Genomic DNA, 23,452 nt, shown 5'->3' with positions numbered 1-23,452 from the left:
CGGAGCGGAGCAGCTGAATGACGCGCCACGCTCCGCAACGAAGCCGCGTGTAAGCGCAAGCGATCGCCCTGGAGCTTAAAGCGAAGCGACCTTGGGCAAACGGGCTCAGATGTTGATGAAGAGAAGAAATGGTCGGGGAGAGAGGATTCGAACCTCCGACCCCCTGGTCCCGAACCAGGTGCTCTACCAGGCTGAGCCACTCCCCGACGGTGTTGCAATGGCCCGCGCTGCGCCATGCGCCGCTTGAAACCATGTTGGCGGCAAAGTCGCGTGGTAGGTCGCGAAGGCCAACCCGCTTAGTGTAGCAAAGGGCGAGCGGCGAGAACACCTGCGCTCGCCGTTACAGGCGTTCGTCGTGGTGTTCCCAAGTTCCCGCCTTGATTCACGTCTACCGCCGCCGGGTGCGCCGCGTTGTTTTGGTGCGAGGCACACCATAAGCCTCGCCGCTATGCTGCACCACGCCCTCGTTCACGGCCACGGACATCGTGTCGTCAAACGTCGCGCCCGCAGGAATCAGCGTGCTGTTCACGCTCCGGTCGCCGGCTTGGCCTGTCCGCAACGTGATGCGGCCAGGATCGATGCCCTTCTCGCGCGTCAGGTAAAGCTTGGCGTTTGCCGCACGCTCGGCGGCCATGTCGGCGCTTTCGCCGGTGGCGTTGTTGCCGATCATGACGAGTTCGCTGTCGCCCTCGCGTTGCATCGTCAGAGCGATGTCGTCCAGGCAGCCCTTGGCCTCGTTGTCAACGCGGACGGGACGGCGCTTGTCGCGCTCGAACCCGATCGAGCAAAGCGAACGCGTGGACGGCGCGGGCGGGGCCGGAGCGGACACCACCTGCACAATCGTCGTTGCGCTGGCGGTCTGGCCCGTGTCGCTGGCCACACTGCAAGTAACCACAATGTCACCGGGCGCCGCGCCGCCGCTGTTCAGCATCGCGCTCGCGCCTTGCCCGGTAATCTGGCCCGCTGAAGTCGAGTAGCTGTACGTGAGCGGGCGATCACCGGGGCTGCTGGCCGTGGACGTGATGGTCGTACTATCGCCGGGGCGGATGGTGGAGGGCAGCGCCGCGCACGAGATCGTCGGAGGTGCGCCGCTTGCACCCACGGCGGCTTTCGTCGCTGGAATCATGGTGCCCGTGGTTCCGGATCCGCTGACCTCAAACTCGGCCCTGCAGGTGGCTTGCTGGTACGCCCTGCCACCCTGCATCACGCGGCCGTTCACACTGTAGGTGCCCGGCGCAAGACCCTCCGTCGCCACCTGCACCGTTTCCCCGGAGCCGGAAAGCTTGCCCCCGGTCGTGGTCCAGGTGTAGGTTGTGCGCTTCTTCGCGTCCAGGCCGGTGTTGCTCGACGTAATCGTCACCGGATCGCCCGCGTTCACCACGCCGGGGTTCGCGGTACAGGCAAGCGCGGCGCCATAGTTCGTGCCTCTGCTGCCGCCGGTGTCTCCGAAGCGAACGACCAGACCCGCGGAGAGCGAGTAGGCGTTCATCTTCAGCAGGCCGCCGCTGGTGTTCCCAGGCGGCACAAACGGGCCGTAATCGACGTGGTTGTAGTTGTAGTCAGCCTCGATGGGTCGCACGGCGAGGTGGTCGTGGAACGAATGAAGAATGTAGTCGAAGCCGAGGCCTGCGGTGTAGCCGTGGCCCCAGGTGCCGCAGGGCTGCGCGTCGGGTCCGCCGGTTCTGGCGCCGCCGCCCAGGGCGTGGACGAAGGGAACGAGGCGGCTGACCTGGTAGCGGGCGATGAGGCCGCCCTGGACGGTCGTGACGCAGTCGTTGGGGCCGCTGGGGTGGTACGTGCCTTGGAGCTCCGCACCGAGAAAGTTGTTGAAGTAGCCGGCGACGCTGACGGCCGCGCCCGTGGTGATGGGCTGCGCTTCATTCGCGGTGCCGACATTGGCGTGGACGGGTTTGAGATAGCTGTAACCGGCGAAAATATCGACGCGCGAGAAGGGCCAGTTGTTTGGGTTGCTGGCGGTGGCCTGGGCGGCCGCGGGCAGCGGAACGAACGCGGGCACAGCGAGGAGTGAGGGCAGCAGCGCGGCCACGGTAGCCGTGAGGAGCGATTTCCAGGACCGGAGTTGCATGCGACGAAGTTCCTCCAAAGGGACTGCGAACCGTGGCGCTGTGTGGCGCAAGTGTGACCGGGCGGGTTGCAGTGCGCTGCTGCGGCCGCGGGGGATCCGGTGTACTCGCCTGAGCGTCGTCAAGGTACATCAGAAGGGTGGCCGAGGCCGATACCACGAATGGGTTGGTATCCGGGTTGTTACTTGGGCGCGCCGGGGTTAACGACGGTCGGGAGAGAGCTAGTATCGGAATATGCCCAACGACAAAGCCGCCATTGCTACTCAGAACGCTCCTGCCGCGATCGGACCGTACAGCCAGGCGGTGCGGTCGGGAGATCTGCTGTTCACTTCAGGCCAGGTCGGTTTCGACCCCGCGAGCGGCGCTCTGGTGAGCGGCGGCGTGGAGGCCGAGGTGCGCCAGGTGCTGCGGAACCTGGCGGCGGTGGTCGCGGCGGCGGGGTTGACGATGGCGGACGTGGTCAAGACCACTGTGTTTCTGGCGGACATGAATGACTTTGCCGCAGTAAACGCCATCTATGCCGAAGCGTTTGCGGGAGCGGACGTGATGCCGGCGCGATCCACTGTGCAGGTGGCGCGGTTGCCACGGGATGCGCGGGTCGAGATCGAAGCGGTCGCGCGATTCAGTTAGCGACGCGGGAGACCCACTCGCAACGCGAACGCTTAAATTCCATCTAATTAAGTGAGGTGGAAGTGATGGCAAATGCAACGGAATCTAAGGCGGGAACCGGTTACGAAGTGCAGAAGACCGACGCGGAGTGGCGCGAACTCCTGACGCCGGAGCAGTTCGCAGTGTTACGTGGCAAGGGTACGGAACGGGCGTTCACCGGCAAGCTGTATGAGAACCATGCGGACGGCCTGTACCACTGCGGTGCGTGCAATGCCCCGCTGTTCAAGAGCGACCACAAGTTTGAGTCCGGGTCGGGCTGGCCGAGCTTTTATGAGCCGGTGTCGCCGACTGCGGTGAAGGCGATCGAGGACAACAGCTACGGCATGCGGCGTGTGGAGGTAGTTTGCAACAACTGCGGATCGCACCTGGGGCATGTGTTCCCGGACGGGCCGCGTCCGACGGGCATGCGGTATTGCATCAACTCGGCTTCGCTGAATTTCGAGGGTGTCGAGGGCGGATCGAAGTAAGCGGTCTGAGAAACCCAGGTGCACGAGGGAGCCGACTCAAGCTCTCTCGGCACTTAGCGCTTGGATGCGGAAGCGACGGAGATTGACCTTTGTGCGGATTCCGGGTATGCTTCGAGGGTTGAGCGGAACGGGCGGGTGTGCGGGTGAGTTCTCCCAGCGCGGCCGTCCGGTAGCGACCCGGAGCGGGCGCAATCGGACGCCCGGGTGCTCCTCACGGACAGGTTTCAGCGGAGCCAGGCCCGAGTGAGGGTCTGTTCCAGCAACGCGCCGCCCAGAGATGGCGAGCGCGCGGAGGATTGGAAGCAATGTACGCAGTGATTCGGACAGGTGGAAAGCAGTACCGCGTAGCTCCCGGCGAGACAGTACGGGTGGAGACGCTGGCTCATGAAGACGGCAAGGTGGAGTTTTCCGACGTGCTGGCGGTGAGCGGCGAGGCCGGCAGCTTTGAGCAGGAGCTGGGCGGCGCCAAGGTGCTGGCCGAGGTCGTGGGCGAAGGCCGCGGCGACAAAATCCTGGTCTTTCACTTCAAGCGCAAAAAGCAGTACAAAAAGATGCAGGGGCACCGGCAGGGATTTGTCGAGGTTCGCATCAACGAAATCTTGGTGAACGGCAAGAGCTTTAAGGCCGAGAACAAGTAATTTGGACTGGCGTTCGCCGGTCCGTGAGAAAGGCCGGCGCTGCCGGCATGGATTCGCGGCCATTGGCCGCCTGAGAGCGAGAGAACACATGGCACATAAAAAAGGCGGCGGAAGCTCTTCCAATGGCCGCGACTCCAATGCACAGCGGTTGGGCGTAAAAACATTCGCGGGTGAACTCGTGACCGGTGGAACCATTATCGTGCGACAGCGCGGCACACCGATCAAGGCCGGCTTGAACGTGGGACGCGGCAAGGATGACACCCTGTTCGCGAAGGTGGGCGGCCGGGTCAAGTTTTCGGATCGCGGCAATCATGGGCGGTTTGCTTCCGTGGAACCGGTTGCGGCTTAATTAACGACGTTTGTTGCAATAGAAATGCCCTGCTTCGGCAGGGCATTTTCTATTTGCGGGATTGGTTATCGGGCAGCACTTGCACCAGATTTGCTTTAAGGCGGGCACACCATAATCAGGGTGCCGCGACCGCTGCTCCGCTGATTAAGCATGACGGAATGGTGCTGGCTGTGCTCCGCTTGGCGCAGCACCGAGGCAAAACATGAACCCGTCCGACTCGTTGCGCACCGGGTAGTGCTTAGTCTACCTTCAGCGTGACATTGAAGGTGTTCTTGGTGTCGAAGGAGCTGATCGTCTTGATGGAACTCTTCTTGCCGTTCACCTCAGCCCATACCTCGTAATCCGAAGTGCTGGAAAGCTGGGCGAAACGGTAGGTGCCATCGTCGGAAGTGATGTAGCTCTTCTGCGACAGGGTGCGCGTGTCCTTAAGGTGAACGACTGCACCTTTCACCGGCTGTCCTCCGCTGACGACTTTGCCGTCCAGCGTCCGGGCCTCGACGCGTTGCGCTGCGGCGGGCATAACCGGAGCGACAACCGCAGTGGCGATCATTGCAAGGCCAGGAAGCAGAACAGCGGAGCGCACGTAGCGGCCTGTGGCGGTCCGAAGGCGATTCATCATAATCATTGCTTGCAGTATACGTGGCACCGTCGCCACGACCTTTCTAGAAGACTTAGACCCGTTGTGCCAGCGAAGGTCGCGCTTGCCGCAGGCAAGCGCGGGCGTTTGGAGTCTGTGCTACTCGTCGTCTTCGTCGTCGCCGCCGGTGTGGCGATAGCCGTCGTCCTCATCGTCGTAGCCCTCAGCATCGACGACGGACAAGTGCAGCGGCTCGATGGAAATGATCTCCAACTCGGTGCCGCATTCATCGCAGGTAACGGTCTCGCCTTCTTCTACGTCGTCAACGTCGATATCGAGCAGGTTGTCGCATTCGGGGCAGGTAGCAGCCATGTTTCTCTCTTTCTGTGGCCTGGGCGCGTGCGGTCCCGACACCCGTCGTTTCCACAGCAGACGCAAGACGAGCGCAGCAGGGTTGTTTGTGCTCAGAGGTGTGCGTGCGGTATGCATGATGCACGCGCTGCGAGCGATAGGATAAAGATGATGCGCTCCACGGGAAGCACGACGCTGACACTGCCGCCCTTTGCCGGCGCGACGCGCAAGCTGGTGCTGGTAAATCTCCTCACGTTTTTTGTGCTGGGTCTACTGAGCTGGTTTGCTCCCGGCTTTTTCTCACAACTGCAGGTCACACTGGGCTTGATGCCGTTTGCGGTACTTCATGGCTGGGTATGGCAGTTTCTGACGTACTCATTCATGAATATCGGATTTCTGAGCACGGCGTTCGCTCTGCTCACATTGTGGTTCACGGCGACCACACTGGAAGAGTCGCGCGGCGCACGCTGGCTGGTTCGGCTGTACTACGGGTCGGCGCTGGTGGGTGGCATCGGAGCAGTGTTGCTGGTGCTGATCGGCCGCTTATTGCCCAAGGGGATGACGCTATTTGGCGGGACCGGCGCCTTGTACGTTGGCATGTTTGCGCCATTGTTCGCGGTGCTGGTTGCGTTCGGCCTGCTGTTCGGCGATGTGGAATTTCTACTCTTTTTCCTGGTGCGGCTGAAAGCCAAATACCTGGTCGCGATCATGGTGGTTTGGCGGCTGGCGCTTCTGGTGTGGTCGCGTGAGGTATTCAGCGCCACGGTGGAACTGTGCTGCGGCCTATTTGCCTATCTGTATGTCCGCTATGCGCAGGTGGGGTATAGCAGCCGCACGGCCGCTGTGTCGGTGAGCGAGCGATGGTATGGCTGGCGCAACGACTACTACCGCTGGAAGCGGCGGCGGGCAGCGAAGAGTTTTCAGGTGTACATGCGCAAGCAGAACCGCGAGGTGCACTTCGATAATGAAGGCCGGTATGTTTCGCCGGAGGATGAAAAGCGCGATCCGAACGATAAGCGCTGGATGAACTAGCGCACGACGGGCTGGCGATCCCGTGCCTCGCGCTCCCACAAAGGGCTTTGCCAAGCGACAGACTGATTACCTCGGCGGCTAAAGCCGCTCCTTCTGCTCCGTCCTATTTCTATCTCGGCGGCTAAAGCCGCTTGTCACACGATCGCTTATGGCGTGGATGCGCCCGTGCGGCGTGGGCGCTGCCTGATGTGCAAGGTGCATCTGAGCAGGTATGCAAATGCGCACGCTTGGCAAGCTTCAGGTTCCTGTTTCGCCCATTATGCTGGGCGGCAATGTGTTTGGATGGACAATCGACGAAGCGCAGAGCTTCCGGATTCTGGACCGCTTTGTGGAGCGCGGGTTCAACTTCATCGATACGGCGGATGTGTACTCGCGCTGGGCGCCGGGCAACGAGGGTGGCGAGAGCGAGACCATCCTGGGCAAGTGGCTGCAGCAGTCGGGCAAGCGCGACCAGGTGGTGCTGGCGACCAAGGTCGGCATGGAGATGGGCGAGGGCAAAAAGGGCCTGAGCGCGAAATACATACGCTCGGCCGTCGAGGCCTCGTTGCGGAGGCTGCAGACAGACCGCATCGACCTGTACCAAACGCACCAGGACGACAAGGACACACCGATCGAAGAGACGGTGCGCACGCTGGATGCGCTGGTGCACGAGGGCAAGGTGCGCATGGTGGGCGCGAGCAACTACGACGGACGGCGGCTGCGTGCGGCAATCGAGGTAGCGCGCAATGCGGGTTGGGAGAGCTACCAGACGCTGCAACCGAACTACAACCTGGTCACGCGTGAGCAGTATGAGACGGACCTGGCGCCGGTGGTGGCGGAGTACGGTTTGGGCGTGGTTCCTTACTTCTCTCTGGCGGCAGGTTTTCTGACGGGCAAGTACAAGAGCGCCGAAGATGCCAAGGGCGTGAAGCGCGAAGCGGCCGTGAGCAAGTACTTCGATGAGCGCGGGCTGCGCATCCTGGAGGCGCTGCGCTCGGTCAGCGAAGAGGCAGGTGCGTCCATGGCTTCTGTGGCGCTGGCGTGGTTGCTGTCTCGCCCGAACGTGCTGGCGCCGATTGCGAGTGCGACGAAGGAAGAGCACCTGGATGATTTGTTTGCTGCGGCGGAGCTGGAGTTGAGCGCAGAGCAGCAGGATGCGCTGAGCGCGGCGAGTGCATATGAGCGCAAGGCGGAGGAGCCGGTGATGGCGGGAGCGTTGCCAGGCGAAGGGGACCGGTCTTCGCGCTAGTTTTGTTAAACCACCTTTGCCGCAAAGAGCACGACAAAGGTGGGGCCACGTTGCTTTACTGAGCTTTTGGCGGGTCGCCGACCCAGTAATTACGGCGGGCGCGGATGGTGGCTTCGGGGTACTGCGGCACTGTGACGTTCAGTTCGTGCAAGCCGGGTGTTGCGCCGCCGGGAATTGTAAAGCTGAGCAGGTAATAGTTGTGGATGCGATTGGAGAGGCGGATTGCGGCGTTGTCGAAGCCTTTCTCCGTGCCGAAGTTGTCGTACTCGCCACCGGACAGGCGTGAGACCGTCTTGGGCACGTTCTGGCGAAAAGACTGGACCATGGCGACGAGCAACTGCACGCCGAACCCCAGGATGCCGGGGCCTCGGCCTGGTTTAATCTCGTCGCGCAGGTCGTCGCGGTAAGGCGAGTAGGCGAAGCTGTCGACCACGATGTTATTGCGGCCGAGCTGCGCGATTACATCGGCTTCGGACACATGTGAACCGTGGTCGCGCGTTTCGCTGATGAGCATGATGGCGCGGCGATAGCGAAGATCGCGGTTCTCAAGAATCGAGGCGGCGTAGCTGAGCGCGTCGGTGGTGGCGGCGGCGTTATCCTCGCACGGTGCCATGCGCGGCATCGCGGCTTCGATCTTGTCCATCTTGCGGGTGAACGGCTGTACCAGCTCGGGGTGCGCGCCGTAGCGAACGAGCGCCACTTCGTGCGGGGCGGCACCGACAAGGCTATCGATCATGGTGGGCAGGCCCTGGATGCGGCTGTATTCGACGACGGCCGAACGCGAACACTGCAGGAGCACGACCAGGCTGAGGCCGAGCGAATCGACCGGTTCTTCCAGGCGGAACGGACGCGGCGCTCCGTCGTCGGTCAGCGTGAACTGGTCCTTGGTCAGGCCGTAAAGAACTTTGCCCTTAATGTCGACAGTCGTGGGAACGAGGATGAGCGAGGCGCCGGTCTGCAAGGTGTAGGGCTGCTGTGCGGCGGGATCGGTCTGTTGCGCTGAGTTCGATTGCTGCGCTGAAGGATCCTGCGAAGCGGTTGCGGCAGGCTGCGGCATGGCTGTTGCCGGGGCTTGCGTCTGCGCGCGTGTCGCAGCGGACATGCAGAGCAACAACACGGAAAGTAGGGCACCACGCGACGGCATAGAGGTTATTCTCGCAATAGTCTGACGCACCTGCTTTCTTCTGGAGAGGTTTACACGATGCGTTTCTTGATCCTTAGCTGTCTTGCGGCTGTGTGCACCCTGGGTGCTGCTGCGCAGGCAAATACCACGATGAACAGGAATCCTGCCTTGCTGCCCTATCCCAAGCCGCACACCGTCTCGCAGACCGACAACTATTTCGGCACCAAAGTGGCCGACCCATACCGCTGGATGGAGGACGTCGACTCCGCCGACACGCGCGCATGGATCGATGCGGAGAACAAGGTAACAGCGCACTATTTCGCACCGCTGCAGCCGCTGCAGAAGAGCCTGCGCGGCCGCATGGAAGCACTGGTGAACTTTGAGCGATTCAGCGCGCCGACGCGATACGGCTCGCGCTACATCTATGAGCACAACACCGGGCTGCAGAACCAGGGCGTCGTCTTCTGGACCGAAGGGCTGAACGGCACACCGCATGTGTTGATCGATCCGAACACGCTGAGCGCGGACGGCACCGTGGCGCTGGCGGGCATGAGTGTAACCGACGACGGGCGGCTTGCCGCATTCCAGATCGCGGAAGCGGGCAGCGACTGGCAGCGCATCATTGTGCGCGATGTGGCGACGGGCAAAGACCTGCCCGACACGATTCACTGGGTGAAGTTCGGCGGCGCGGCGTGGCTGAAGGACGGCAGCGGCTTTTACTACACGCACTACGACGCGCCCAAAGAAGGCGCGGCGCTGAAGGCAATCAGCAGCTCGCCGAAGATCTATTTCCACAAGCTCGGCACGGATCAGTCCGCTGACACCTTCGTGTTTGAGCGCAAGGATGACCCGGAGATCTTTCTGGGCGCGGGCGTGACCGATGACGGGCGTTACCTGATCCTGTATCAGGCGAAGGGGACAAGCCCGAACAACGAGCTTGCGTTTTTGGACCTGTCACAGCAGGGCGCGAAAATCGAGCGCGTTATCGACAAGCCGGATGCGAGCTATACCGTGGTCGGGAATGATGGCTCGCGGTTCTGGCTGAATACCACGCTGAACGCGCCTAACGGCAAGCTGATTGGGCTGGACCTGAACCAGCCGGGCCGCGAACACTGGAAGACCTTGGTGCCGGAGAGCAAGAGCAAGCTGGACGGCGCTTCGCTGGTGCACCGCACTTTGATCGCCGAGTACCTGACCGATGCGCACACGGAGGTGCGACTCTTTGCGGAGGACGGCAAGCCCGTGGATACGCTGACGCTGCCGGGCATTGGAACGGCCAGTGGCTTTAACGGACGGCGCGAGGACGACGAGACTTTCTATGGCTTCACGAACTTCACAACGCCGGGCGTGATCTATCGCCTGGATCTGAAAACGATGCAGTCTGTGCCGTACCGCACGCCCAAGCTGAACTTCAACCCCGCCGAGTATGAAACGACGGAGGTGTTCGTCACTTCCAAGGACGGCACCAAGGTGCCAATGTTCCTGACCAGCAAAAAGGGCCTGCAGCGCAATGGGCAGAACCCGACTTTGCTGTATGGATACGGCGGCTTCGATATCTCGTTGACGCCGGCCTTCTCGTCTTCACGCATTGCATGGCTGGAGCGTGGCGGCATCTACGCGCAGGCGTCGCTACGTGGCGGCGGCGAGTACGGTGAAGCGTGGCACGAGGCGGGCATGAAGCTGCAAAAGCAGAACGTCTTTGACGACTTCATCGCCTGTGCCGAGTACCTGATTCATGAGAAGTACACATCAACACCAAAGCTGGCGATCCAGGGCGGGTCAAATGGCGGTCTGCTGATCGGTGCAGTTCTGACGCAGCGGCCGGAGCTGTTCGGCGCGGCGAATGCGCAGGTCGGCGTGATGGACATGCTGCGCTTTGACAAGTTCACCGTGGGCTTCGGGTGGAAGCAGGACTATGGCTCACCCAGCGAGAACGAGGCGGAGTTCCACGCGATCTACAAGTACTCGCCGCTGCACAACCTGAAGCCGGGCACGCACTATCCAGCGACGCTGATCACCACCGCAGACCACGACGATCGTGTCTTTCCGGCGCACTCCTTCAAATTCGCGGCGCAGATGCAGGCAGACCAGGCAGGACCGGCACCGGTGCTGATTCGCATTGAAACGCGCGCAGGCCACGGCGCGGGCATGCCGCTGAGCAAGCAGCTGGATGTGACGGCAGACACGTTCGCATTTCTGCTGCACGAGCTACACGCCGATGGGCAGTAGCAGTAACAGCGAAGCAATGCAGCTTACCGTAAAGGCAGGGCCTGGTTGCTAGTAAGCACCATGCCCCTGCCAGACGGCACGGAAGGTTCGCAACAGGATGCGCAGGTCCATCCAGAGACTCCAGTTGCTCGCGTATCGCGCGTCCAGCAGCACCCGCTCTTGGTACGTGGTTGCGTTGCGTCCAGAGGTCTGCCACAGGCCCGTGATGCCGGGCTTCACTTTGCAATAGCTCACAAAGTTATCGCCGTACCGCTCGATCTCGGCCGTGGTGATGGGGCGCGGGCCGACAAAGCTCATGGTCCCCAGCAGCACGTTCCAGATCTGGGGCAGTTCATCCAGACTTGTTCTGCGCAGGAAATGCCCGATAGGAGTGACGCGCGGATCGTTCTTGAGCTTATGGGAGATCGTCCACTCATGCTTCGCTTCAGGATGCGTGTTCAAGTAGTTCTGGAGAATCGTCGCGGAGTTTTCGTGCATGGTCCGGAACTTCCAAACGACAAAAAGAGTGTCTCGATCGCGGTGTCGCGCATGCCCGAAGAAGATCGGCCCCGGCGAACCGACGCGTACCGCGATCGCGATGCAAAGAAGCAGCGGCGCGATGAGTGGCATGATGACGATTGCAAGGGCGAAGTCCAGTGTCCGCTTGAGTACGCGGTAAGAGAAGAGCGCGTCAAGTTCCGTTTCAATGCAACGCTCTTGCCTTAATGCTGTATGCGACACCGTGAACCTCAAGCCTGAACCGAAATGCCGCTCGCGGCGGCACCGGATCAGGATACTTCGATAGCGTACCGTCTCCGGTGCATTGCCGTCGAACAGGTACTTGGGTTGATACGAAACAGTCTTGAGCGTCGCTTCAAATAGTGTCACGGGCCCTTGCGCAACAGCCGAGTGCCATCGAACCAGCAAATCGAACGTCAGTCATTGACCACCGCGCGCTTAATTTCATTGCAAGACTCAGCTTGTGCTACGGAACAAGGTAGCGCGCTCCAAGTGTTTACCGGGTTCTGATGACAGGCAGCAGAGCGGCCCGATTCCGCAGCGTGTAGAGTGTGCCTCCAACCACGCCCAGAAACTGTGCAACCGAGCGGCCCGCGAGGAACAGGGGAGAGAGCGAACCAACGGCAACGTCTTTTCTAAGCGCGCGAAATGCAAACGGAATTGTTGTCAGGCCGAAAGCAACCGCGACTATGCCGAGAGCGAGCAGAACTCTCCCCATCAGTACGCCGGCGAGCAACGACATTACCAGCATGGGAAGCAACAGGAGTTGCAACTTCATCAACTGCGGCGTGTGGCTATCCTTGACTGCCTTGGACGGATTCTTGCGAACCGCGAGGACACGCCAGTATGCGAATTTGAACTTCTTGCGGAAGTAGTGGATTGGCTTGCCTGGATGAGAGTGATACACGACGGCGCAGGGAATAAACTTCATGAGCCAGTTGCGTGAAGACATCCGAAACGATAGTTCTACATCTTCAGCGCAGGCGACGGGAAAGGAAGTGTCATAGCCACCCGCTTCTAGGAAACGCTGCCGTACAAACCCGGCGGAGTAGGTGTCGATGAAATCAATACTCGGCTGTGCAGCCATGATGCGGTACTTATCTTCGTACTCAAGCTGAACAAATCGCGCCGTAAGCTGCGCCTGTGTTGTCCGGTAAATACCCTTCACGCCGACCACTGCGGGGTCGGTGAAAGGGGCAAGCATCGCTTCCACCCAGTCGGGAAATGGAATGCAATCGTCATCGGTGAAGAGCAGGACTTCCCCATGAGCTTCCTGGGCGCCCCGGTTGCGCGCCGCGGCTGGACCGGCGTTGCTTTGAGAAACGACGCGTACTAATCCAAAGCGCTGGACGATTTCGACGGTGTTATCCGTCGAGCCGTCATCGATGACAAGTATCTCGATGTTCTTGTCAGCGGTTTGTGCAAGCAGCGACTGAAGACAATGACCGATCCGCGTCGCCCCGTTGTAGGTGGGAATGACGATTGTCGCCCTTCCCGCCCACTTTGCAGAACCGCCGGGCACCGAAGCTTGAGCCTTCTCCATGCGGTATCTAGGCCGTAGCGCCTTGTGTCTTCTGAGGCGGCGCAGTCTCGTCCGTCTTCTGGTGCTCGCTTCCCTTCACCAAGTACTTCGTCAGGGTAAGGAACCCCTTCACGTTGCGCTGAAGCTCGCGGCGGTCCGTAAGGGACTGCTTGACCTTGTACGCGAGGTAAGAAGGCGCGAGATAAAAGCTGCGGCGGGCACGATCGCAAAAACTCACCAACTGGTCGTGGGTGATATTCGGCAACGTGACTACGGAATTATGAAGGCCATCCTTGGTGAGCCACGCTCCCCAGTCCTCAATCTGAATATAGTTACGGTCTTTGGCGTCCTGGTAAGCCTGCGTACCGGGGTACACCATGATGGGGAAAAACTGTGCCGTATCAGGACGGAGCTTCTTGGCGAAGCTCAAGGTCTTTTCCATGCTGGCGGGGGTCTCATTCAAATTGCCCACCATAAAGCAGCCGTGGACCATGATGCCCGCATCCTGGCACTTGCGCACGAAGTTGTGAGCTTCCTCATGATATTTGGCATCACGGCGGTCGTCATTATTCTTGTGCATGCCGTTGATTACTTCAACATCGCCGCTCTCGAAACCGACACAGAACAGGCGTGCGCCTGCTTTGTGCAGCACGGACAGGAACTCAACGTCCGCGCCGACATCCGCACGGCAGTTTGCATCGAATGGAAGCTTGTTGCCCCGGCGAATCAGCTCGTTGGCTAGCTCCAGCGTGCGCGGTTTGCTGACGATAAAGGTGTCGTCCTCCAGCATGACCGTTTTGATCTCGGGCATTTCTTTTGCAACGTAATCGAACTCGTCTGCCACGTTTGCAACGGACCGGAAGCGCATGCGGTGACCGCTGAAGGTCTGCGGATAGACGCAGAAGGAGCAATGGTATGGGCAACCGCGGCTCGTGTCGAAGACCACCAAAGGCCACAGCGAATGGCCATAGAAGTAGTCAGGTGTGTGCAGGAATCGCTTGTAGACCTCGCTGACAAAGGGCAGCTCGTCCAGATTTTCAATGGCCGCACGCTGGCCGTTGGTGATGATCTCACCGGTCGAGCGACGAAACGCGAGTCCGGGGACGCCGGACAGGTCCGCCCCGCATGCTACCGCCTCAAGCCAGTCGCGAACGGTGTACTCATATTCGCGCATCGCCACCGCCTGCAGGGCGGGAGACATGCGCAGCGTCTCAGCCGGCAGTGCCGACACGTGCCGGCCCACCAGCATGGTGTGCAACGACGGCTTGGCTGCGGTCAGGGCTTCCATAACGCTGACATCGTTCAAAATGCTTGGCGTCGAGGTGTCACAAACGATCGCTTCGATGTTCTTCGCCTCGACGCGGTCGATGATGTGCTGCAGCGTAAACCCCGCTGCCGGAGCGTCAACCAGATCGACCTCGTGCCCGTTCTGAATCGCCACACCGGCAGCCGTCGCCAACCACTTGGGGTAGTAAAGCGTGCCGCTTTTGGTGACGGCAGGGCTGCGCTGTTCCCGCGAAAAGCGGGGATGAAACGGCGGGTTGAGGAACAAGACGCGCATCTTAGAGGGTTGCCTCCGGGGGTGGATACGCTCAAGTAGAACACAGACCGCGCGAAAATGTTGCGGTGCGTTCTTTAGGTTCTCACGCTTGTCAATAGGACGTAACTCAAACAAAACATGACGTTTTCAGAAGCAGTCAGAAGGCCGCGCAGCCGGCCCGATCGCGGCAGCAGTCTTGTACAGCACCTCGACAGCCGAATCACTCAAACAGCTGGAGGACCGGCCAGCTCGTCAAGCTTTGCATCCTGCCCACATTGCGATTGAGTCAGAACGCGTTCACTGTGAGCGCGCGGCTATTCAGTGAACGACACTCGCACTCACGACTGGACCTGTCAGGAATGTGCTGTATCTGTCCTGGATCGAGTTCCAGGCTGAGTTCGCGCGAAAGTAGCGCGCAGCGCGTCCAGGCGAGGGCGCTCCGCAGGATTGTTCTGCAGCCGGGTCAACCCTTTCGCGGCCAGAGCCCATACGATCCCCAGCAGGAAACCGAATACTGCTGCACCCAAAACAATGAGCGTTCGCTTCGGCGAGGACCGGCGATCGGGAACAACGGCGCGATCCACCACCTGAATGACCGCGCCCTGCCGCGCCTCATCCACTTTGGCGACCTCATATTGGCGAGCAAGCAGGTCAAAGATCGTTTCGTAGTACTTCACGTCGCGCAGTTTGCGGACGTAATCCAATCCTGCCTGCTGCAAATTTCCTTTTGGGATTGGCAGCATGTTTAAGCCCTGGTCTGAGGAGGCACCCATTTTCTGCTCTTGCGCTCTTAGCCCCGCAAGCTCCTGCTCGGCCACCTGCAGCTCAGGATTCTCGTTCGTTGCGTAGGAGCGCATGGCCCCGATCTGGACTTCTTTCGCGGCGATCTGGGCGCGCAGCTGCGCAACGGACGTAATCACGGCCCGCGCCTGGCTATCCAACTGCACAAGCCCACTCTGCTGCTCGGTCTTTTTCAGTTCTTCTTCAGCGGTGGCAAGATTGTCCTTCGCGCCCACGAGTTGCTGCTCGAAAAAGAGCCGGCGTTGAGATGCCTCTGTAACGGCAAGATTTCCGGTAAGCCTCTTGAACTCCTCCACATAGCCGTTGGCCATCTCCTGAGCGATGTGCGGGTCGCTGTCGGACACAGAGATGCGGATGAGCCCATCTTTCGCGCCACTGTCAATGTCGACGCGCTTTTCAAACTCCTTTATCGCTTCAGACATGTACTTGGCTTTGTAGCGGTCCATCAGATGAAAGCGGTCGATCATCGCATCCTCAACGGTGCGGCTCTTGAGCATGGCAACTTGAAGGTCATTGGGATTCTTAAGCGAACCCAGAACTCCTCCACCGGCCAACGACGCCACGGAACCCAAACTGCCCAACTGCCCCATCAAGGCCGCTCCCGCAGAGCTGCCCTGCTGCGGAGGAAGGATGGCAGTCGACGCGGTGTAACGGGTCGGAAGCACAAAGGCGAGCAGACAACCGATGAGAGCCGTGCCGAGAGTCGTCTTGAGGATCAGGTTTCGTCGTGCCGCCAGAACGACAACGAAGTCCAGCAACGAGACTTCTTCATCCGCTGTGACAACACCATCCCTGTCTGTGTCTCTCTCGAGTTTCCTGATCAAACCCGTTCCCTTCACGCCGAGTCATTGTTCTTGAGGTAACACAAGCTCGGCATGTTCAGCATAATGCAGAGCGTCTCCAACCATCTGAAACGCTTGCGGTTCAGCTTTCGGATAAACTTCCTCTCCATGTCCCTAGCGTAGAACGCACCTTTCGCAACAATCTGCCTCGCAGAAGCAGCGCACGAAGGCTGCTGTGATCAAATCCTCGCGCCAGTAGGTGAGACGTCCCGCCTCTTCCGCAGCTGTACACCAGACCGAATCTTTCTGCCAGCACTTGCAGAGACTTACGGGAGTACAAGGAAATATGGCCATTTCTAGGAGCGGCGTACCACCACGATAATCGCGTTTTCTCCGACACGTGATGGTCGTGAGTGCCTGTCCCAATCAGAATGAGTAGCTTATCCGGACTTGCCATGGACAGCATAATCTGTAGAGAGGCGACCGGATCGGTCAGGTGCTCAAAGACTTCGATTGCGGAACAGAAGTTATAGTGGCCGAGACGTTCCGGTGACAGCTCCGTTACACCATACGGGTCATACGAATCAAAGGTCCAATCATTCGTCCGAAGCAAAGCCGCAGTGTTTCCGTTCCCCCCGCCGTAATCTAACCCCACCACAGTCTTCTGCCTGCCGGCCAAAAGCGTACTGAGTTCCCGAGCATTGCGGCAGGGCCGAACCCGCAGATACTCGGGATCAACGGTGATGTAATCCTTGTTATAGACGTAGGTCTGCCATTCCTGGCCAGTAAAGCTGTCCCCGAAATCGGTAAAAATAAAGTTGCATTCGGTGCACATCCTGTAAATGACCGGGATACCCGCAAAGCCCAAGACATACTGATCTTTAGAGCATGACTTACTGAAATCCACGACATCGAAAGGAGATGCTTTGCCGCCGCATATCTTGCAAGGAGCACTCGGCGACAGTCTGGCTCCCCGGAGCTTCTCGATTGCATGGTTCATGAGCGCGTCGGACATTTGATTGCTCCTGGAAAGAAGTAAATGCACCCTTCAGGCGACCGCATGCGTAAGGCTTGCAAAAGACGCGCGTTCAAGCCCACGAAGAACGTGCATAACTCTGCTGCGTATCGAGAGTGACATTGCGAGTGGAAATTCGAAGCAAGACGACACCGGTCCATGACATGCCCCTTGTGGCCCCTGACGTAGCGATCGGCAGGCGGCTCACTAAATCTGGTAGGTTGGCATGAACCGCCGAAGCGTCTCTCCAGAAGGCCACTCAAGCGGGTCTACTCCCGGGCCTTCATATTACGTGAATCGGAACACATCAGCGACCTTATGCCGTGCTGAACCGCGTCTGGCTGGATCTGGAGAATGCAGTGGGCGCAATCCGCCGTGCAATACCCAGAGCAGGGCGGCACAGTTCGGTGTGGACGGCAGTAGACGACGCGCCGTCCCATGGGACGAACCCGCTCCGGAGCGGAGGGTCCGTCAGGGTCAGATCCCTGGGCGGCAATGAACAGAATGACACAAGCCACGTCGAGGGCACCGGCGATGTGGCCCGGCCCCGAATCGTTACCCACAAGCAATTGACTATGAGCAATAAGGCAAGTGGATTCCGGCAGGTTCGTTATACCTGCAATGAGCGCTGTCTGACTCCGCCGATGGAGCGGTGTTAGCTCATAGAGCTGTCGCGCGATTTCAGCGTCCTGCTTTCCCGTAAGCAGCGCCACGGTGAACCCGCTGTCGTGAAGATCATTAACGACGCTGGCCCAGCGCTCTACTGGCCACATCCGTCGTGGAGCGCTGGCGCCGGGAGCGATCACCGCGAGACGGGCATTTGGATCAAGCCCGACGCGAGTGGCAAGCGCGAACCACTCGACGGTATCGGCAATGTGGCGCATGGACGCATTTGGAACGGATTCGATTGCTCTAGGATTCTTCGCCGGGATGAGGCCGGCCTGCTCGATAAGAAACAGAAATCTTGCCGGTTCCGCCATGCCCTGGGCACCTCGCACCCGGCAGGTCAGCAGAGCGTCTCGGTATCCTGCTGGCGGCTGGGACTGATCGAAATCATTGGAAGCGAACCCAATCCGCGTCGGGGCCTGCAGCAGATAGGCCAGCATCAGATCGCGAAAGCCGCAACCCCAGCGCGGAATGATGCAGGCGGTCGGACGCACCCGCCGCATACGCTCCCAATACGTCCGTACGATCTTGAGCGTGCGCTGCAATTCGACCCATGGATTGACTGTTTGGTTGTGATCCATCTCGAACTCATGCACATGATCCAGACTTGGAGTGAGACTAAGAAACGAGGCGATCGGAGCCTGCACAACGCATTCAATGAACGCTCGAGGGTGAGCGGCCCGGAGCGCATCGATCATCGGAAGGAGCATGACGGTGTCTCCAACGTGGTTGGAGAGGTGAACGATCGTAAGGTGCTCCTGCCCGTCTGCGACAGAAGCAGTGGCTGGTCCTAACAGCCCCGCGCTTGACGCTATCTTGACCGCAACGCGAAAGCACGGTGTTGCTCCACTGCGTATAGCAGGTAGCAGAGTTCTACGGTACAAACTTCTGAAGGTATCTTTTAGACGCATAGCCTAGTTGCCGGGCTTACCTGGTGGCCTGTAAGACCATAACTACGTTGCTTGAACAAAAGGCGATCGGATCATTTGGGTAAAACACTTTATTCACGAAAATATCGACAACTTTGAATAAAGCCAGCCCCGCTATCCGTCGCAACGACCGGAATGCCTCATTACGGATCAGAGGGACCGCCTGGCCACCGAAGAACACCACCCGCATCCCGAGTTCACGGGAAAGATAGCGAACCTTCCCAAGCCCAAGTGCCGTCAAGTGGGTCATGTCACCATTCTGATTGAGCAGACCAAAAGGTGAATCGGCATTAGGGAATCTGGCTATGAACAAGCCGCCAGGCTTAAGCTTTCTTACAAGGCTTTTTACAAAATCCAAAAGATAGTTTTGAGGTATGTGTTCCAGCACATCGAAAGCCACAACAAGATCAAATGCCCCATCGTCCAACGCGTTTAGATCCAGTGCGTGAATCGCATAGAGACCGCGGCGAGTCGCCATCTCCACCAGAAAGTCATTGACTTCGGTACCAATCGCGTTCCAGCCTTTTGTTTTCGCATAAGCAAGAAAGCTTCCATTCCCAAATCCGATTTCCAATACCCGGATCTGGCTCGTCGGTTTGAAGCCCGCTCTCCTGAGTTCGGCGTCAAAGTAGAAGATTTCTGCCCTGCTAACTTTCGCGAAATTATCGTCGTCCCAACCCTTCCATCCCAAATATGATTTGCCATAGTGCAAATCGGCGTGCTCTTCAGACGTCGTGAGCGGGTCGGGGCCATTGACCATCATCCCCATATAATGCCATAGTCGTTTCGTTCTGCAACCACTTGCCGCGGGAGGGACACCTAGGCACTTGGAAATCGCTACTGCGTCTTCAACAGGCGGGAGCATTGCCATATTTGCGGACCGACCAGTAAAAGAAGGTAAGACACGACCGTCCCCAGAACAACGCCCACTGCCCCAATGCGTTGGACCCAATAGATTGAAAGCGTGAGGTTCAACGCGGCCGCTAACAACGACGTTACAGCCCAAAGCCGTGTCTGACCTTTTCCAGTAAGAATGACCGACGTGTTACTCATCAATGTGCTGATAAGCACCCATACACACATGAGCAGCATGAGATGTTCGGTCGGAACCGCGGCCGGGCTCGCCCAAAGGCGTATGATCCAACGGCCAGCGAACGCGAAAACCAGAGAAAAAGCAAATGCGGTGAGCATGGTTGTCCACATGATTCGGCGAAACGTGCGCTGGACCCATGGCAGGTCGCCTCGCGCGAACGCCTCAGAATAAGCAGGCCATACAGCGGGCGCAATTACAGATTGAGCAATGGAAGCAAAGCCCGCCAGACGCCACGCGACACTATAAGAGGCCACCTGAGCAGGTCCAAGATAGTGCGTCACCACAAGGTTGTCGCTGTTAAATGCCAACAGAGCAGATATCTGTAAAACAAAGAAGCCGCCCCCCGCGCCAACCATTCGCCCCGCTGCGCTGCGGCTGAGATGAGTGACACGGGGCAACAGCCAAGGTTTATGGAAGAACCAGAGCCAGAGGAGACAGAGAACATTGGCTCCCACCAGGGCGGCGGATGACGCTGCTACCAGTGTCACGAAACCCGCGTGGAATCGCACCAGAAGAACGATCAGAACTAGGCTTGAAAGACTGCCTGCGGAGGTAAATAGGTTCGCAGAGCGTAATTCCTGATATCCGCCTAGAATTTTCATCGCAAGACCCGCAGGCATGCCCAAAAGGAAGACAATAACAGCTGCGGCCCACGCGTGGCTCACTAAAGGGATTTCTCCGGGCGAGGTGAGATGGAATAGGTTTGCCCAGTCCAGGTACGGCCATATCAGGCGTGCGACTCCTGCCAACAGAAAGGCGAGCGCGACCATGATGCCAAAGGCTGTTGAACTATAACTGCTGGCCTGCTCACGATCGTCTTTTGCGTAAGCTTCGGATATGAAGTTCACGAGAGCACTTGCGATTCCCAGGTCCAACACCAACAGCGTGGTAACCACAGTCGAGATCGTCATCCAGATGCCGAACTGCTCCGCACCCAGATATCGAACCATAATTGGGATCGAGGCGAAGGTCGATAGGAAAACGGCTCCCTTGCCCACAACTGTCGAGGCAGCACCTACCAGTAGTCGCCGTGTCCGGCTCATTTCGAGAAGCTGAACGCTTTCTGTGTATCGGAATGGCAAAAAAGACAAGAAGCGCTGCACGCATGCGTAGAGACGACGCCGTGACTCAAATCTCGGCTGTCTGCCTTGAAGTACGCCTCCAAATGTCTCTCGATCACAGCGTCTTGTTCAGCATGTGCCAGCTTCAGCATCGGATCTGTTCACCTGTCCTGCCCGTCTTGAAATACTTGTATCATGCGAACGCCCGCATCGGAGCGCGTATGGACTGCTTGAGTTGTGCAGAAGCGTGAATGCCCAGGTTGACCAGGAAGAGCACCGCGCAAGCCCGCATATGGCGTTTCCGCTACACACAGTATCGCGTCGGTCTCTCCGTAGCTCTCACCAAACGATGCCACCGTCGTAGTAGGGCTGAGGTGCATGATCCCATGTCGCTGAACCCGTACAATTGAAGCTCATCTCCATGAATCAATGCTCAATTCGAGTCACGAAGTGGCAATCGGTGTGCGCCGCGCGCCCGTGGTTGGAAGTGGACTTGCGAATCACTTGCCGGTTTACGCTTGACCCAGCGTACGCTACCCTGCAGCCGAGGATCTTGGACCGGCGCTCATTGGCTGGTGCCCAATAGCGACATGTTAGTCCTCAACGCACTCTACTCTCTCGACATTTTCGCGTTCGGCACATTTGCGGTCTCGTACTACCGCAACTGCTACCGCAAAGGCTATCGCATGGATTTCTGGCATGCGCAGCTTGTTATTTTTTGCGTGGTTCCCTACATGCTCATGTTGCCTTTCGCGAGCAATCCGCTCAACGCACTGGTCGTCGGCCGAGATTTCAATGGCGTGGTTGCGGCTACTTCAGTGGTTTTCCCAATGGCGATGTTGGGATATTTTTCACTATTGCTGGGCGGCAGCCTTTGGAGGCTTCAGCTTGGTGTTGGCATACGTCGAACGGTGGCCAGGGCACTGGACGTAGTCCCACGCGGTTCCATGTTGCTCATGTCGTCCCGTGAACTCATGATTTTTCTGTCTGCAATTTGCTTCGCGGCGCAACTGCTTCTGTTGGGAATCTATTTCAGCGCCGAGGGTTTCGGGTTCAATCTTCGCTCCTACACGTTCACAAATCCCGGCATACGGCCGATTGCACAAATTATTGCGCTTTCGTCCACGATAATTGCTGCGCATTGTCTCGCTCGTTATCTTGAGCGAAAGGAAAGGTCTATCCTGGCTTCCGCGTGTCTCCTGCTTCTTGGCCTACTCTTCTTCGGCCAGCGCGGCAATATAATCTACGCAGGCCTGAACGGCGCGCTTTGTTATGTTATCCAGCGGCGAGACACGATAAGTCTGTTCCGAATTCTAGTGGGCGGAACCTTTGCGGTCACACTGATTCTTTACCTTGGCAGCGTTCGCGACGGTGAGTACTCGCCTTTAGCGTTCTTGGCTTCGCTAGCCTTCTTGGTGTTCTTCGGCAACAACCTGTGCGACCTGAGAGATTTTGCATGGATATACTCGCGTTGGGATCATCAGTTGTGGATGGGCAAGACTTATGTTGCTGGATTGATGACATTTTTGCCACGAAGCGTTTCAGAGTTCCGAGGCGAGTGGACCTTCGGCGTGGCAACGGGCCGAACTGTCGGTTTGGACACGGAACTTCATCCCGGGCTAAAGCCGGGGCAATTCGGGGAAGCGTTCTTCAACTTCGGAGTACCGGGAATCATTCTGTTTGGATTACTGATGGGCATCCTCATCTGGCGAGCAGATTACGGTATCAAAGAGGCGTTTCGCTCTCGTCAGCCTTCCCTCATGAGAGCATTTGCTTACACCTCATTGATCAGCTTGGCAGCTTGCCTGAACACAAGCGCCGCATTGCCAGGCCTGTATGCACTATTCGGCTTATTTTTTCTGGCATGGCTGTATCTTCGCGCGCGTGTTCTTGTGATTCCTCGCCGAGCCCTGGTAGCCGAGTTGTCCTAGGCGCAAGCAGTCGATCGCGACCACGGTAGATCAGGGCGGGTGTCAGGTTTTTGCACCGGCCCGACCCCTGTTGGCGTCACGGGCCCGTTCGTAGCAATAGGGCTCTACTGTGTATTACGATCAAACTGAGACCAGCGACCGGTCAGAAAGCGAGTTTGGTTGTGCGATTTGGAATGCTTGTCTGCCCTACGAAGTTTCTGTACGCCCGGGGCAAGCTCCCCAGGACCGGCCTTCGTATTCTCGACGTGGGATGCGGGAATAACTCGCCAAGCATGACCAAGCACTGGTTTCCCGGCTGTCACTATGCGGGTGCGGACATTGAGAACTACAACAACAGTGCGGGCGACGTGTCCACAATGGATGTTTTTTACCAGCTTGGCACGGATGGTTCGGGTTATTCTGCAATTCCGGAAGATAGTTATGACTATGTGATTCTTCACCACGTAGTCGAACACATGCCGGCCCCCGCACCGATCCTAGCCACACTTTGTACAAAACTAAAGCCCGGGGGATGTATCTGGATAGCCTTCCCCTCGCGCCGGAGTTTGTCTCTGCCTTCGGCCGAGGGGACGTTGCAATTTTCTGACGATCCCACGCACGTCCATGTTCCGGATGTTCGAGAGATATCGAACGTGCTGCTCGCACATGGTGTGAAGATAATTCACGCAGGGCGGTCGCGATCTTTTATCCGGGAGGTAACCGGGCTCGCGACACTTCCTCTGGCTTACCTTCGAAAGTTGGCCACGGGAAAGCTTTCAGGCAGAGGTCTATGGTACATCCTCGGTTTTGAGGATCATGTACTCGGCCAAAGACGCATGCAAAGCTAGTAGCCGAGCCAAACTGGATTCCCGCAGAGTAGAGCGGTTT

At 58.6% G+C, this 23,452-nt stretch carries 21 protein-coding genes and 1 tRNA gene; 9 read left to right on the top strand and 13 right to left on the bottom strand.

Translation table 11 applies throughout. The annotated features are described in order from the left end of the window. Positions 1–129 precede the first annotated feature (129 nt). Both ACOFKT_RS00475 and ACOFKT_RS00470 read right to left on the bottom strand, forming a co-directional pair. Positions 130–206 (bottom strand) — tRNA-Pro (locus tag ACOFKT_RS00475). 182 nt (positions 207–388) lie between these two features. Next, on the bottom strand, positions 389–2,086 hold the full coding sequence (locus tag ACOFKT_RS00470; RefSeq protein WP_419805488.1) for a hypothetical protein: 1,698 nt from the start codon (positions 2,084–2,086) through the stop codon (positions 389–391). A 232-nt stretch (positions 2,087–2,318) separates the two neighbouring features. Between ACOFKT_RS00470 and ACOFKT_RS00465 the strand changes: the two genes are divergently transcribed. The 4 genes from ACOFKT_RS00465 to rpmA all read left to right on the top strand — a co-directional run bounded on the left by ACOFKT_RS00465 (position 2,319) and on the right by rpmA (position 4,207). Next, positions 2,319–2,714 (top strand): Rid family detoxifying hydrolase, encoded by a 396-nt coding sequence (locus tag ACOFKT_RS00465; RefSeq protein ID WP_419805487.1) that lies wholly within the window; start codon positions 2,319–2,321, stop codon positions 2,712–2,714. A 65-nt stretch (positions 2,715–2,779) separates the two neighbouring features. Beyond that, positions 2,780–3,220, top strand: coding sequence for a peptide-methionine (R)-S-oxide reductase MsrB (gene msrB, locus ACOFKT_RS00460; RefSeq protein WP_419805486.1), 441 nt, complete (start codon positions 2,780–2,782; stop codon positions 3,218–3,220). Between the two features lie 305 nt (positions 3,221–3,525). Next, positions 3,526–3,858: a 50S ribosomal protein L21 gene (gene rplU / locus ACOFKT_RS00455; protein ID WP_419805485.1), complete on the top strand. Its 333-nt coding sequence runs from the start codon at positions 3,526–3,528 to the stop codon at positions 3,856–3,858. Positions 3,859–3,946: 88 nt separating this feature from the next. After that, positions 3,947–4,207, top strand: coding sequence for a 50S ribosomal protein L27 (gene rpmA, locus ACOFKT_RS00450; RefSeq protein WP_419805484.1), 261 nt, complete (start codon positions 3,947–3,949; stop codon positions 4,205–4,207). Positions 4,208–4,445: 238 nt separating this feature from the next. On the opposite strand, the gene ACOFKT_RS00445 is transcribed toward rpmA, so the two are convergent. Then, on the bottom strand, positions 4,446–4,832 hold the full coding sequence (locus ACOFKT_RS00445) for a carboxypeptidase-like regulatory domain-containing protein (protein WP_419805483.1): 387 nt from the start codon (positions 4,830–4,832) through the stop codon (positions 4,446–4,448). 111 nt (positions 4,833–4,943) lie between these two features. Continuing rightward, complete coding sequence (locus ACOFKT_RS00440; RefSeq protein WP_419805482.1) at positions 4,944–5,156, bottom strand: hypothetical protein; 213 nt, start codon at positions 5,154–5,156, stop codon at positions 4,944–4,946. Positions 5,157–5,303: 147 nt separating this feature from the next. On the opposite strand from ACOFKT_RS00440, the gene ACOFKT_RS00435 reads away from it, so the two are divergent. After that, positions 5,304–6,167: a rhomboid family intramembrane serine protease gene (locus ACOFKT_RS00435; protein ID WP_419805481.1), complete on the top strand. Its 864-nt coding sequence runs from the start codon at positions 5,304–5,306 to the stop codon at positions 6,165–6,167. Positions 6,168–6,378: 211 nt separating this feature from the next. After that, positions 6,379–7,395, top strand: a complete 1,017-nt coding sequence (locus tag ACOFKT_RS00430; protein ID WP_419805480.1) for an aldo/keto reductase — start codon at positions 6,379–6,381, stop codon at positions 7,393–7,395. A gap of 55 nt (positions 7,396–7,450) precedes the next feature. Here the strand turns inward: ACOFKT_RS00430 and ACOFKT_RS00425 are convergent, their stop codons facing one another. Further along, entirely contained in the window at positions 7,451–8,452 is a 1,002-nt protein-coding gene (locus ACOFKT_RS00425) for a VWA domain-containing protein (RefSeq protein WP_419805479.1), read from the bottom strand. 216 nt (positions 8,453–8,668) lie between these two features. Here ACOFKT_RS00425 and ACOFKT_RS00420 point away from each other — a divergent pair, with 216 nt between their 5' ends. Beyond that, positions 8,669–10,747 (top strand): prolyl oligopeptidase family serine peptidase, encoded by a 2,079-nt coding sequence (locus tag ACOFKT_RS00420; RefSeq protein WP_419805478.1) that lies wholly within the window; start codon positions 8,669–8,671, stop codon positions 10,745–10,747. A 48-nt stretch (positions 10,748–10,795) separates the two neighbouring features. Here the strand turns inward: ACOFKT_RS00420 and ACOFKT_RS00415 are convergent, their stop codons facing one another. The 8 genes from ACOFKT_RS00415 to ACOFKT_RS00380 form a co-directional block, all read right to left on the bottom strand. Next, a complete protein-coding gene (locus ACOFKT_RS00415; RefSeq protein ID WP_419805477.1) occupies positions 10,796–11,467 on the bottom strand; it encodes a sugar transferase in 672 nt (223 codons plus the stop codon). 274 nt (positions 11,468–11,741) lie between these two features. Further along, on the bottom strand, positions 11,742–12,788 hold the full coding sequence (locus ACOFKT_RS00410; protein WP_419805476.1) for a glycosyltransferase family 2 protein: 1,047 nt from the start codon (positions 12,786–12,788) through the stop codon (positions 11,742–11,744). Between the two features lie 7 nt (positions 12,789–12,795). Further along, positions 12,796–14,328 (bottom strand): B12-binding domain-containing radical SAM protein, encoded by a 1,533-nt coding sequence (locus tag ACOFKT_RS00405; RefSeq protein ID WP_419805475.1) that lies wholly within the window; start codon positions 14,326–14,328, stop codon positions 12,796–12,798. A gap of 332 nt (positions 14,329–14,660) precedes the next feature. Then, positions 14,661–15,932, bottom strand: a complete 1,272-nt coding sequence (locus tag ACOFKT_RS00400; RefSeq protein WP_419805474.1) for a GumC family protein — start codon at positions 15,930–15,932, stop codon at positions 14,661–14,663. Positions 15,933–16,032: 100 nt separating this feature from the next. Continuing rightward, complete coding sequence (locus tag ACOFKT_RS00395; protein ID WP_419805473.1) at positions 16,033–16,905, bottom strand: class I SAM-dependent methyltransferase; 873 nt, start codon at positions 16,903–16,905, stop codon at positions 16,033–16,035. 269 nt (positions 16,906–17,174) lie between these two features. Further along, the gene (locus ACOFKT_RS00390) at positions 17,175–18,281 is read right to left on the bottom strand and encodes a glycosyltransferase family 9 protein (RefSeq protein ID WP_419805472.1); all 1,107 of its coding nucleotides are present in this window, start codon (positions 18,279–18,281) and stop codon (positions 17,175–17,177) included. A gap of 217 nt (positions 18,282–18,498) precedes the next feature. After that, positions 18,499–19,269, bottom strand: a complete 771-nt coding sequence (locus ACOFKT_RS00385; protein WP_419805471.1) for a class I SAM-dependent methyltransferase — start codon at positions 19,267–19,269, stop codon at positions 18,499–18,501. A gap of 68 nt (positions 19,270–19,337) precedes the next feature. Then, positions 19,338–20,636 carry a lipopolysaccharide biosynthesis protein gene (locus ACOFKT_RS00380; protein ID WP_419807192.1) on the bottom strand — a complete coding sequence of 433 codons (1,299 nt, stop codon included), beginning with the start codon at positions 20,634–20,636 and terminating at the stop codon, positions 19,338–19,340. A gap of 608 nt (positions 20,637–21,244) precedes the next feature. Here ACOFKT_RS00380 and ACOFKT_RS00375 point away from each other — a divergent pair. Together ACOFKT_RS00375 and ACOFKT_RS00370 are read left to right on the top strand one after the other, a co-directional pair. After that, complete coding sequence (locus ACOFKT_RS00375; RefSeq protein WP_419805470.1) at positions 21,245–22,585, top strand: hypothetical protein; 1,341 nt, start codon at positions 21,245–21,247, stop codon at positions 22,583–22,585. A gap of 173 nt (positions 22,586–22,758) precedes the next feature. Then, positions 22,759–23,412: a class I SAM-dependent methyltransferase gene (locus ACOFKT_RS00370; protein ID WP_419807191.1), complete on the top strand. Its 654-nt coding sequence runs from the start codon at positions 22,759–22,761 to the stop codon at positions 23,410–23,412. The last annotated feature ends 40 nt before the right edge of the window (positions 23,413–23,452 follow it).

Source organism: Terriglobus sp., assembly GCF_965201105.1.
GTDB lineage: Bacteria > Acidobacteriota > Terriglobia > Terriglobales > Acidobacteriaceae > Terriglobus.
Note: the sequence above shows the minus strand (reverse complement) of the source record. Positions and strands in the feature narration are given on the sequence as shown.